Source organism: Streptomyces alkaliterrae (assembly GCF_007097205.2).
In the GTDB taxonomy this organism is placed as follows: Bacteria; Actinomycetota; Actinomycetes; order Streptomycetales; family Streptomycetaceae; genus Streptomyces; species Streptomyces alkaliterrae.
The window spans coordinates 1-11,399 of sequence record NZ_VJYK02000182.1 but is presented as its reverse complement, the minus strand read 5'-3'; the positions used below and the strand labels follow the sequence as shown (position 1 = coordinate 11,399).

Sequence of the window (11,399 nt, the reverse complement as noted above, 5' to 3'; positions counted from 1 at the left end):
CCACAGACACGAACCACCGCTCCCGACACCGCCGCCGCTGCTCCAACCACTCGCGCGTGACCGAACCCCCAGCCCACCACACAGGCGCGGACGGCCGAACCGGCAACGCACCACCGTCCCGCCCCCGTCGTGCCGCCGACTCCACAACGGCACGTCCGCCCTGAACGCACACCGCCGTGCGAGCACCCCGCACAGCAGCACGTCGGCAAGCTCAACCGCCTCCTCCGGCACTACCGCACTCGGCAGGCCAACCAGCGGCCGCCCGTCGCCACCAGGCACCAACATGACCGTGCCGGTCACCCCCACCAGATCGAACAGGTCCCGCAGCCGGTCGCGGGCTTCCCGGGCCATGAGCCCGGCGTCATCGGGTCGCGTCACTGGCGCCCTCTCCGTCCTCGGTTGTCGTCGCTGTACGTGAGTACATGTGAACCATCGGTAGGACAGGGCCCGATGACACGGGCTAGCGTGATACCTGATCGATCGGGTATCACCACGACTACGGAGGTGTGGGCGTGGACGCACGGCATGCAGACGGGTCTCCGCTGAGCCCCGACGCCATGATCGCCCGGCGTCTCAGACAGCACCGCGAAGCGCGGAACCTCAGCCAACGAGCCCTCGCCGAACTCGTCGGCTACCCCCAGAGCTATATCTCCCGCGCCGAGAACCAGCTCCAGCGCATCGGCGACGGCCTGGCCGAGGCCCTGGACTCATCGAGCCCGGCGCCCGCAACGTGATCGCTCGGGAGAGCGAGGCCATCCGCGTCCGCGTCTTCACCAGCAGCGTGATTCCCGGTGTCCTCCAGACGGAGGCCTACGCCCGAGGGCTCCTGCGAGCCGGCCTGCCGCACGACTCAGCCTCCGAGACTGAGGATCGAGTCGCCGCCCGCCTGAAACGCCGCACCAGGCGGTTGGACCGACGCGACCCGCCTCTCTACCGAGCCGTGATCGACCAAGCCGCTCTGCTACGGCCAGTCGCCGGACCGAAGGTGATGTCCGACCAACTCCGCCTGCTGCTTTCCTTCCAGGACAACATCCACGTCCGGATTCAGGTCCTTCCGCTGACCGCAGGGGAGCACGGCATGATGGGCGGTAGCCTGAACCTGCTCGACCTGGAATCGGGCGGGACACTCGCACTTGTCGAGAGCTTCCGCACAGGTGAGGCGATCGAGGCACCGCGTGAGATCGTCGAGTACGAGGAGCTGTTCGAGGCCGCCAAAGAGTCATCGCTCTCCGTCGACGATTCCGCGAACCTGTTCACTCGATATCTACAGGAGTATGACAATGACAGACTCCCCCCGCTCGGGTTGGCGCAAGAGTAGCTACAGCGGAGCCGACAACGGAGCGTGCGTAGAGGTCGGTTACGAGCGCGTCGACATAGTCCCGATTCGGGACAGCAAGCGTCTCGACCTGCCTTACATAGTCGTGCCTGCCGACGCATGGTCGACGTTCGTCAGCCACCTGAAGCGCTGACTGCGCTCCCCGGCCGATAGTCGAAGCGCGCCGTAACACCCACCGCAACCCACGCGCCTGAGTACACGTACTCATCCCAACTGCGTTACTCCCACCTCCCCTTCCTCGAAGCGAACCGTCACCATTGAACCCGTGCCACTCGCCTGCCCGGCCGAGCGGCACGGGTTCCGCATGCCAAAAGCGCCGCACTCGCGCCGATCACGGTCGGATGTCCGAATGCAACCGATACTTCGGTGAAGCCTCAACTACATGACAACTCCGCCGTCAGACACGCCACTTACCGACCATAAGAGTGTCAGTAGCAACCGGTAGCATGAGCACTACAACAAGATGGTCAATAGTGGGGGGAACACGAGCCATGGCGCTCGCACGTGAGCAGAGAGGTGGGTCCGGGGGGAGCCGCGATCTTGAGATCTCCGACGAGGCACTGTCTGCGCTTCGCAAGCGCGTTGACGCGGTCACACGCGACCTTCGCGGCTCGGCGGCCTCGGCGGCGAAGTTGAGGGCGCAGGTCATCGAGCGAGCCGCTTACAGCGGCCCCGGACTTGCCGCCGCCGACCAGCTCGCCAAGCAGTACGACCGCGCCCGCGCGGAGCTGGAACGCTTCACGCGCATCTTCGGCGAGCAGATCGAGGCCCTCGCCATCGCGATCCAGATGGCCCAGAAGGGCTACAACGGCGTCGAAGCCGAGCAGCGCGCCCGCTTCGCCGAGATCCAGCGCAACGCCGAGCGCTACTACCGCGCTCCCGCCCCGCCCGCGCTGGGACTGGACAAGCCTGCCGTAGGCACCGGCAAGACCGTCACGTTCGACGACGACTGACAGGGGGAGGCAACGACATGGCAGCCGACAGCTACGAAGGCATGACCCACGAGCGTCTGCACGCGCTCGTCGCGAGCAGCAAGCCGGACTCGATCAGGACCCGTTCAACGGCCATGGAACAGGCCGGCGAGAAGATCGGGGAGATCGCCGACGAGCTCTACCGCATGATCGAGCGCACCGACTGGAAGGGCCAGGGCGGCGAGGCGATGCGCAACTGGGCTCGCTCCTTCTGCGAGGAGGGCATCCGCCTCTCGGCCTACGCCCAGGAAGTCGGACGCAGCCTGGCCGTCGCCAGCAACGGTCTGTCCGACGCCAAGGCCGCCATGCCCAAGCCGACCCCCGAGTCGGTCGCGAAGCTCGACCCGCAACTCCCGATCAAGCAGAAGGAGCGCGAGGAAGCCCTCTACGTCATCAGCCGCCTCAGCTCCTACTACGCCACCGCCAGCGACGAAATCGCAAGCGCCGACAAACCCAACTTCAAACCACTTCCGCGCAGCGGCATCGATCCCGGCGACGGTATTAGTCCGCCTCAGGGCCCGGCACAGCGTGGAATCCCTGGCGCGGTAGGCGCCTCGGTGTCTGCGTCAGGCGTAAGTCACACAGACCATAAGCAAGCCGGTCGGTTCGAAGACGCATCGAGCGACGGCACACGCCGTTCTTTCGATGGCCGGAGCGTAAGTAGTGGCCCAGAAGGAACTGCTGGTACGGAACTGACAGAAGGAGGACTCGGCAGGTCGTCTGACTGGTCGTCCTCGCCTGGAGATCGTGAGATCGCGACTGATTTGGACTCAGTGGGGACGCTCCCTAGCGTTACTGCGCCCAGTCAAGTGGCCGGCAACAGCAGTGGTCCGAGTGTATCTGGCCCTGTTGCCTCTGCTCAGGCGCTACCGAATCCAGTTCCGAGCACGGCGACTAATCCGCGCCCTGCTGGCAGCACGGCTGCACGGCCAGGCAACCAGCGCGGGCCCGTGCCGCGTCCAGCCGGACAGTTCCCGGTGTCTTCGATCGGGCGAGTCTCTAGCGGATCTCCCATCAACGCTCCCAGTAGTGGAATCCATGGCGGTACGGCGAGGCCGACTCAGGGCGTCGCTCGCCGCGGGGGCATAGTGGGCGGAACCGTGATTGGTGGGGTACCTACCGCAGAGGGACGTCCAACGCGAGGAACAATGCCAGGTCAACCAGGCGCTAGCCAGGTGACAGTGGACAGCCGTGCTAGGCCACCCGCTTCGGGCGCAGGCAGCGGCGCGCCCATGGGTAATGCCGTACGCAAAACTTCGTCCACTACTGGAGCGAGTGGACCGGTTCGCGGCCTGAGTGGGCCAATGGGCGTACCTGCATCCCCTTCAGCGACGTCCGGGAAGCGACAGCGCCGAGAGGGCCAGCGACCCGACTACCTGACAGAGGACGAGGCGACATGGAGGAACGGCCGCAAGGTCGTGCCGCCGGTGATCGACGAATGACCATGCGGCTAGGTGACAAGGAGCCCATAGATCGATGTTCGGCCTGATACGAACTGTACGCAGAGTCGGTCGCTCTGCGTGCGTCGCGCTGCTCCTCGCGCTGCTAGGTGTGGTGGCGGGCGCGTCCTCAGCATCAGCCGCAGACTCACCTCGTGAACTGCAGTGGTACTTGCAGGCACTGAGAATGGATGAGGCATGGCAGGTGAGCAAGGGCGAAGGCATGACTGTAGCCGTGATCGACACTGGAGTGGACGCCTCCATCCCTGAGCTAAGGGGTAGGCTCCTGAAAGGAAGGAACTTCCAGGATTCCTCAGAGAGCCCGTACTCCGATGACATAGGCCACGGAACCAGCATGGCTGCGCTGATCGCAGGGACAGGGGCCGGCGGCGGAGCACAGGGACTTGCGCCTGAGGCGAAGGTTCTGGTCATTAAGGCTGCCAGGATTGCTGACAAGTTTGCTGATTACGAAGAAGCGATCGACTACGCAGTTGACCAAGGTGCGCAGATCATTAACATGTCGTTCGGCGGCCCCCTTCCGGATGGTGAGTCTGTGCAGAAAGCAGTCGACAGAGCCAACAAGAAGGGTGTTCTTCTCTTCGCGGGTTCCGGCAACGACGCCGAGGAAGGCAAGAGAGTGCTGTACCCCGCTGCATATCCGGGAGTAGTAGCCGTAGGTGCGGTGGGCAGGCATGGACAAGTGACGAAGTTCTCGACCTTCGGCCCAGAGCTGTCCCTATCTGCGCCGGGCGACAAGATGGCGCTTCGCTGCATCGAGAACAAGGGCTGGTGTGAGAGGGACGGCGGCACCAGCGCTGCCTCCGCCCTGGCCTCCGCCACAGCTGCCCTCATCTGGTCGGCGAACCCGGGCTGGACTGCCAACCAGGTTCTCCGCGTAATGCTCGAAACAGCCGGAGCGCCGGCTGACGGCAAGGTGCCGAGCCGATACGTCGGCTATGGCGTCATCCGTCCCAAGGTTGCGCTGACCCGCGAGGACGTCGACCCCGGCGACCCCGACAAGAGCCCCCTCTTCTCCAAGTACTACGAGAAGCAGAATGCGTCGGAGTCCCCGGCGCCGGAGCCGGACGAGGCGCAGGACGACAAGGCCGCCGGCGACGACCTCGCCGCCGACAAGTCGCCTAAGACAGGCGCCACAGCTTCCGAAAGTTCCAACGGCACACCACTCATCGCGGCTGGCGCCGGGGCGGCTCTGCTACTCGGTGCCGTGGCGACAACCGTGCTGATGCGCCGCAGGCGTACCAGCTAGCACCATGCCCCGCAGCTCGGGGCGTATCCGAATCCATCCACACCATCCACGAAACGGGGATTTACTCATGGCCAAGGGCGTGAAGCTTGATGACGCGCAACTCCAGCAGATCATCACCAAGATCGACGGCACGACCGGACGGCTCGACAGCTACGTGAAGCAGCTCGACAACCTGGTCGCCTCGCTCGGCCCGGCGTGGAGCGGCGAGGCCGCCACCGCGTACCGCCACTCCCAGACCCAGCTCAACGCCGACCAGCGCGCACTGGCGAAGGTGCTCCGCGGTATTCGCGCCGCGATTGAGGAGACCAAGCGCTCCCACGGCACCAACGACTCCGACATCGCCGCCGGCATGCGGGGCATTGGCGGTGCGAGCGGCGGCACGGGCGCCGCCGGCGGGGGCCCCACCTCGGGCATCGCCGGACTCTGAAGCCGACACCCACCACCCATCCTGATACGAGAGCGAGAACAAGCATGAGCATCGGTGTCGACTACGCCGGTATGGACAACGTCGCGACGCAGATCCGTGGCGTCGCGCGCAAGCTGCAGCAGGACCTGGACCAGCTCCGCCTGGACGTCAAGAAGGTCAGCGCCACCTGGGAGGGCGAGGCCCAGACCGCGTTCCAGTCCGCCGAGGCCCAGTGGGACCGCCGCGCCCAGAGCATGCAGAACATCCTCGAAAGCGTCGCCAAGCGCGTAGAGGCCGCCAACGCCAACTACCGCACCACCGACAACCGCGCCGCCCGAGGCTTCGGTATGTAATTGACCGATACGCACTCGAGAGTGAGGTCGGAGTTTGGAAAGGCAACGTTCCGAACTCCGACCTCTTGTGCACTCTTTGACGAGATTACAGCTGGCAGCCCGACAGTCCTGACGAACAGGGGAGAGCTTTTACGATGATCGCGACTGGCAGCGGGGGCGGCTCTAGTGCCGAACACGACGAAGGTGCCATTACGCACCTCGCAGGAGCGTCTTCCAGCGCTTCAAAGGGGCCGTACCCTTCGGCTCCTGGTGGACCGAACCTGAAGTTCTCATTTGAGGGAGCCCGCCGCGCGGCGCAGGCTGCGAAGGCAGTCGAGTCCGATGCTCGTCGCGCGTGGAACGAGCCCAAAGTCGCGAATACGAGGGCCGCAGGCGAGTTTCGCGCATGGAACATCTCAAGAGCCCTCAAGAAAGTCGAGAAAGTGTGGGACAGAAAGAACCGCAGGCTCGGAAGAGATATGTCTGACGCACGTTCAGCGCTCGAAAAATCCGCAGGCCTGTTTAAGGAAACAGAACGTAGCGCTACGCAAAGCATGAAGGTTGACCCCTCACCTAAGACTGGCCCCGCCAAGAAATCACCTTATGCCGACCTCTAATTGAAACGCTACTACTGAAAAACCTGCCGACATGGAGAAGTGAACGTGTCTCTAAGCTACGCGGACATCCGAGGAACTACGCTGGCCAGGCTTGTGTCAGCTGCCGAAGACTGGAAAGCTGCAGCGCAAACCTTCGCCAAGGCGGAAAAATCCCATGATGTCAGAGTTCGACGGGCCCTGAACAATGGAGAATTTGAAGGTCAGACAGTGGCGGGGGCAAGGATCGCTGCCCAGGCAAACAGTGACCAGCTTTCGGCTGCAGAGTCTGAGGCCAAGGCACTCGGTGTCATCCTCAGTGATGGCGCCGCGCGTTTGAAAGCGCTGGTAAAACTCCTCGATGAGACAGAGGAGCAGATTCGTCGCGATGACCTCCATATCTCTGCTGACGGGAAGGTGTGGAGCACAGAGAGCACAGAAGGGAGCGCATCACGGCGGACGGCCAACGCGGCAGAGTACAGGCAGTCCCAGGTCGATAACGGCGAGATCGAATCCCAGGCTGCCCTGTCAGCGCGTGTCGCCAAGTGGCAGCGGCGAATTGATGATGTTCTTCAACGCTTTCATAATGCAGATATCGAGATCTGTCTGGCACTTGAACGAGCCCAGAAGGTGTCAAGTAATGAAGAGCCGGACAAGTTCAATGCCAAGGCATCGGCGAACGTGGAAACGGCGAAGCTCGAGCGCGGCGAAGAGCTGATTATGAAACTCGCTGGCGGAACCGCCCTTGATACTGCAGAGCGCGAGGAACTTAAGGCGATCACCAACGACGCAGCGCGGCAGAATCGGCTAAGCCGAGAACTACTCGAAAGAGTTGGTCCGAATGCTTTCCTGAAACTTGCTACGTATATCGATATTGGCAGAAAGCGCATCGGCCACAACAACGCAGATTACGCGGATATCGAGAAGAATATCGCCAGAATGCTTGCCAAAGCCTCGCGGGAGGATCCTTTTGGGGGAAAATGGCGAGAGGATTTTCGGCGATACGGAATGAAGGAGTACTCCTGGCATGACGAAAAGGGGTGGAAGTCATACGACGTTAAGGGCTATCAAGTGCTTGCGACAATCATGTCGAAGGCGAAAGGGTACGACGGTGATTTCTTGAAAGATCTAACGGATGACATGCTCTCAATGGAGAAGGGGAGGGAAAAGAGCCCCTGGCTGCTTCACATAAAGCTGGGGGATGAATCCAACGTTGCGCATGATCCACTAGATGCAATGCTAGGTATCATGTCGAAGCATCCGAGTGTGGCGACGTCCTATCTAACTGAAGAGAAGCTGGCCGCGCTCAACGATCGCGACTGGAATGTCACTAAAGTCCCAGCCGATACCGTTGTCAGAACAAACGCCTGGAAGGAAATTGAAGCTTCTGATAGCAGGTCTGGCTTCGGCGCTGCATTGATCGCCGCATCCACGGGACGTGATCCAGACAGCTCACAATTCCCTTCGGGCTGGCCAAAGCACGCTCGTGAGAATGTCAGGGCATTTGAGAGAATTGTCGACTACTACAGTGATTTTGCCCGCTCCGAGAATCGAGACGTGCCGCCGCAACTCCGGCCCTTTCTGGCTCGTGCCATGGCCGACTATCCGCACGACGTAAGAGAGTTGGTTCTCAACCCGAATGACAAGGCGTTTACTACGGAGCAGAACGGATTGCGATCACCACTGACCAAGAATGTCTCTTACTTGATGAAGGATGCAGTTAAGGACCCGGAGGCGTTTCTAAGCCTCCATGCCTCCCAGCTCGCTTTGACCTCTTCCGAGTTGGAAAACTTTAGCGCCAAGGATTACCGACAGCCTTCCGTTCCCTTGCTGGGGACCGCTCGAGATGCCGGGCAGATGCTGGGAATAATCGATGGAATGCGAGGAGAAGCAATCAATCAGAAGACACAGGATGCGGAAGCTTATAACGATTTGATCCGACTTCGAACTTATCATGGCGTCGGTGCGCTACTCACAATCATTCCTCACGCTGGCGACAGTTTCCAACGCATCCTTGATTATGGCCTCAATGGCCTAGTTGGAGGACTCAATGATGAGATTGCATCGCAAGGCAAAAAGGAGAGGGCAGAGCACTTTTCCGCTGGTAGGCGTGCATTGCACGACTTGATCGCAGAGAAGGCTGCTGCTGTCGGTGTTGCGGAGAAAGAGACTAGGAACTCTTCTAATGTAGCACGAGAGATTGATGCTAGAGCCCGTTCTGGATACAGAGATGGGCTGGGAGAATACAAGTTCTTGCCGATGAAATAGTGGTGCTGAGATCGTGGCAATATATAACGAGAAAACTGCGGATCGTGGAAAGCCTAGGCGGCTTTATGTCGGTGTATGCTCTGCTCTTCTCCTTTTGGTCGTGGCGACTATGCTCTATGGGTTCTCGATGGTTGAGAAACGTGGATCTGGTGAGCCGTGTTGGGGGCTCTTGAAAGATTCCCGGACGCTGGATTTCGCAGAAGGGCGTGACATTAAGAGCGAGGGGGGAAAGCTGTCTCCTGCCGGCGCCACATGCCTGTTGAGCGTGGAAGGGCAGTCCGCTATTGACATCACAGTCGGTCCAGCAAGGGGGGCCTGGGCATACTCGGCCCGTATAAGGCGGGGTGCACGGTCGGTTTACAAAGATACAACCCCCTTTGGTGGAGAAATAGCTGGATGGGTGGGAACCAATGGAGCTGGTGTATGGCTCCCTGAGGCGTGCCAGACGGATCATCGAGAGGATGAGCTACCTGTCAAACTCGTTGTTTCTTCTGATACTCCGTCCATTCGTGGTCGCGCCGCGATGCGGGACCTAACTGTAGATATCCTGTCCAATCTGGGGGACAGGTTCAACTGCGCGAGTGAGATTTCTCAGAGCGTGAAGGGGGAGTTGCCGCGAGAGCCCCTTAGTAGGCCAACGATGACGGATAAGGTTTGTGGGCTGAAAGGTCTTTCTCTGCGGCGGCTCGATCCTGATACTGAGATGTCGGAGACTGTGAGTGCAGATGGATATGAGTCGTGGGCCTGCTTGTTGACGATCACATCCAACGGTGATTCAAGCGAATCCGTCTACTTTATCGCCGCTAGGAATAATCAACTCGTGGCGGATGCCAAGAGGCTCGATTCCTCTTCGAGGAATGAATACCTGAGGGTGATTAAGTGCTCGAGTGGAGAGATCATGCTCTCGATGGACTATCCGGGTGTCGCTCCCGTTAATGCTGATGTTTACGAGAATGCGGAAGCCACTGTAGGTTCTCCAAAGAACGTGTTCGAGGCATTCGTTGAGTCAGTTCAAGTGGAGCTTGACTGTTCTCCTAACGACTCCTAAAGGCTGACCGTAGATGGCCTCTCGTGTGATGACGGCGTACAGGGCCTGGTCGATGCGGCGGCGCCGCTCCAGCAGTGCGGGGAAGAAGCTTCCCGACCGCAGCTTGGCGATCGCGAGGTCCAGGTCGCCGGCCTGCGTGCTGATCTTCTTGTCGTGATGGCCGTTGCGCAGCGCGGTGCGTGTCTCGGTGTGCTCGTTCCACTCCGCGCCGATCCGGGCTGTGGCCTCGGCCTCGATCAGTTCCTGGAGCATCCGCTCGGCCACCCCACGGACGAGTTCCAGCCCGTCTGCCGAACGTAGTGACTCCAGCAGTCGAAGTAGGTCATGCTGAGACAGGGCCATCCTGCACCTCCCGCGTTGAACTGCCCGTTCACTACGGAGAGTTGCACGATGGCCCACCTTGCGGGCAGGGAGCGAGAACCCATCGCCACACGCCCCCGGCGCACTCCCTCACCTTGATCGGCTACACCACAACAAGGGACGCCATCTACGGCGTCCCCCCAGGTGCTGGAGCTCTACAAGAAGGGCTCAGGAGTCGGAATGGTCACCGTAGGTGAGTTTGAAACCCTGGGTGAATGGATGCATGTCAAAGAAGCGGGAGGTGTAATGAGCGCACGAGTGACGAATCAAAACTTCCTCCAGGGTGGCAAGTGACCGGTATCTTCAAACGCCCAAGGTGCTGCTCAGCTCCTTTGTTGCGGCGGTGAGTAAGGAGCTAAACTGCAGTCCGGTGTCTCCGTGATCTGGTGGAGCTGCCTGTCCTCCGCCGTCCGGCAAGTCGGAGACTGATGTCAGATCCGGCCCTTAGCTGAACGTGACCCGCGGGAATCCTTGAGCGCGCCTGCTCGATCTGTGCAGCAGGCCGCGCTGGCTTCTGGCTATGGCTTCTGCCCCGTGGAGACTACCTCCAGGCGGTGCGCTGCCGCGGTCAGCAGCGCTTTGGTTTGCTCTTGGGCGAGTTCGCTCTCGCCGTTGGGGACAGTGAAGCTGACTCTGCTCATGTTCGGCCCTTTCTGGTCAGGTAGGAGTCGAAGATGTAGCTCGTCTCCTTACCGTTCTCCGTTTGCTGGACCTTCGCGCGGTAGGCTGTCGAATCTTCGCCGAGCGAGGTCGTCTTGAGCTTGGAGAACGTGACGGTAGTATCCTCTTCTTCGGTGGTGACGAGGCCCTGGCGTGCCTTTATGAATTGGCGAACAAAGGTCATGCTGTGCGCGGCGTTTCTGCCCTCGAATCCTTGCGCGAGTGACGTTACTGCCACCGCGCTGTCGTCTGCCTCGTACTCGCGCTGCGCGAGGCCCGTTGTCCTGTAGCTGGGTTTGGCGAGGTGACGGTCGCAGTCGGCGTCCCCTGAAGTACGTTTGTCCGATTCAGGGGCGGGTTCATGCGATGGGTCGGGGCCTTCGGCGGCCATAGGACCAGCGGTCCAGCCGGGTCCGCGGTCCTATGGTGCCAGAACTGCCGTCTGTGCGTGCTTCTTTGTGAATGGCCCGACAGAGGCAGTCGGTGTGCGCGTGCCGCCTTCAGCGCTGCCAGTTCTGGCACACGCCGTCACGCATAGCAGCGTGGCCGGTGCTGTTCCAATGCGGTTCCGTAGCAAGGAAGTCCCCCGTGCTGCGGTGATCAATGGCTTTCAGGCTGACCCGAGGGGGCAGCGGCAGGAGGAGTCAGTGTTGTTCGGGGTGCCAGGCTAGTTGGATGAGGGGGGTGCCTCGGCGGCGGGTGGCGAACTGGGCGCGGCC

11 protein-coding genes and 1 pseudogene are annotated in these 11,399 nt (G+C 61.3%); 10 read left to right on the top strand and 2 right to left on the bottom strand.

The features are described from left to right. Positions 1 to 512 precede the first annotated feature (512 nt). The 9 genes from FNX44_RS17205 to FNX44_RS17165 all read left to right on the top strand — a co-directional run bounded on the left by FNX44_RS17205 (position 513) and on the right by FNX44_RS17165 (position 9,660). On the top strand, positions 513 to 734 hold the full coding sequence (locus FNX44_RS17205; RefSeq protein ID WP_323369407.1) for a helix-turn-helix domain-containing protein: 222 nt from the start codon (positions 513 to 515) through the stop codon (positions 732 to 734). Then, the gene (locus FNX44_RS28985) at positions 731 to 1,318 is read left to right on the top strand and encodes a DUF5753 domain-containing protein (protein WP_181356485.1); all 588 of its coding nucleotides are present in this window, start codon (positions 731 to 733) and stop codon (positions 1,316 to 1,318) included. The genes FNX44_RS17205 and FNX44_RS28985 overlap by 4 nt, the downstream gene beginning before the upstream one ends. Next, positions 1,275 to 1,469 carry a DUF397 domain-containing protein gene (locus FNX44_RS17195; RefSeq protein ID WP_143649152.1) on the top strand — a complete coding sequence of 65 codons (195 nt, stop codon included), beginning with the start codon at positions 1,275 to 1,277 and terminating at the stop codon, positions 1,467 to 1,469. The genes FNX44_RS28985 and FNX44_RS17195 overlap by 44 nt, the downstream gene beginning before the upstream one ends. 358 nt (positions 1,470 to 1,827) lie before the next feature. Then, positions 1,828 to 2,289 (top strand): DUF2563 family protein, encoded by a 462-nt coding sequence (locus FNX44_RS17190; RefSeq protein ID WP_143649151.1) that lies wholly within the window; start codon positions 1,828 to 1,830, stop codon positions 2,287 to 2,289. A gap of 1,494 nt (positions 2,290 to 3,783) precedes the next feature. Next, positions 3,784 to 5,013, top strand: a complete 1,230-nt coding sequence (locus tag FNX44_RS17185) for a S8 family serine peptidase (protein ID WP_143649150.1) — start codon at positions 3,784 to 3,786, stop codon at positions 5,011 to 5,013. Between the two features lie 67 nt (positions 5,014 to 5,080). After that, complete coding sequence (locus FNX44_RS17180; RefSeq protein ID WP_173019215.1) at positions 5,081 to 5,440, top strand: WXG100 family type VII secretion target; 360 nt, start codon at positions 5,081 to 5,083, stop codon at positions 5,438 to 5,440. Positions 5,441 to 5,484: 44 nt separating this feature from the next. Continuing rightward, positions 5,485 to 5,772: a WXG100 family type VII secretion target gene (locus tag FNX44_RS17175; protein ID WP_143649148.1), complete on the top strand. Its 288-nt coding sequence runs from the start codon at positions 5,485 to 5,487 to the stop codon at positions 5,770 to 5,772. 689 nt (positions 5,773 to 6,461) lie between these two features. Next, entirely contained in the window at positions 6,462 to 8,612 is a 2,151-nt protein-coding gene (locus FNX44_RS17170) for a hypothetical protein (protein WP_143649147.1), read from the top strand. Between the two features lie 100 nt (positions 8,613 to 8,712). Next, complete coding sequence (locus FNX44_RS17165; RefSeq protein ID WP_143649146.1) at positions 8,713 to 9,660, top strand: hypothetical protein; 948 nt, start codon at positions 8,713 to 8,715, stop codon at positions 9,658 to 9,660. Between the two features lie 6 nt (positions 9,661 to 9,666). On the opposite strand, the pseudogene FNX44_RS17160 reads toward FNX44_RS17165, so the two are convergent. After that, positions 9,667 to 10,002: pseudogene (locus FNX44_RS17160) on the bottom strand (transposase); the annotation flags it as partial. Between the two features lie 162 nt (positions 10,003 to 10,164). Here FNX44_RS17160 and FNX44_RS17155 point away from each other — a divergent pair. Beyond that, the gene (locus FNX44_RS17155; protein WP_153507382.1) at positions 10,165 to 10,314 is read left to right on the top strand and encodes a hypothetical protein; all 150 of its coding nucleotides are present in this window, start codon (positions 10,165 to 10,167) and stop codon (positions 10,312 to 10,314) included. 343 nt (positions 10,315 to 10,657) lie between these two features. Here FNX44_RS17155 and FNX44_RS17150 read toward each other — a convergent pair whose 3' ends face one another. Next, on the bottom strand, positions 10,658 to 11,071 hold the full coding sequence (locus FNX44_RS17150; protein ID WP_143649145.1) for a hypothetical protein: 414 nt from the start codon (positions 11,069 to 11,071) through the stop codon (positions 10,658 to 10,660). Positions 11,072 to 11,399 lie beyond the last annotated feature (328 nt).

What these genes read in the sequence shown, in the direction of transcription:
- FNX44_RS17195 (WP_143649152.1), top strand. Translation starts at nt 1,275, where the DNA reads ATGACAATGACAGACTCCCCCCGCTCGGGTTGGCGCAAGAGTAGCTAC.
- FNX44_RS17190 (WP_143649151.1), top strand. Translation starts at nt 1,828, where the DNA reads ATGGCGCTCGCACGTGAGCAGAGAGGTGGGTCCGGGGGGAGCCGCGAT.
- FNX44_RS17185 (WP_143649150.1), top strand. Translation starts at nt 3,784, where the DNA reads ATGTTCGGCCTGATACGAACTGTACGCAGAGTCGGTCGCTCTGCGTGC.
- FNX44_RS17180 (WP_173019215.1), top strand. Translation starts at nt 5,081, where the DNA reads ATGGCCAAGGGCGTGAAGCTTGATGACGCGCAACTCCAGCAGATCATC.
- FNX44_RS17175 (WP_143649148.1), top strand. Translation starts at nt 5,485, where the DNA reads ATGAGCATCGGTGTCGACTACGCCGGTATGGACAACGTCGCGACGCAG.
- FNX44_RS17150 (WP_143649145.1), bottom strand. Translation starts at nt 11,071, where the DNA reads ATGGCCGCCGAAGGCCCCGACCCATCGCATGAACCCGCCCCTGAATCG.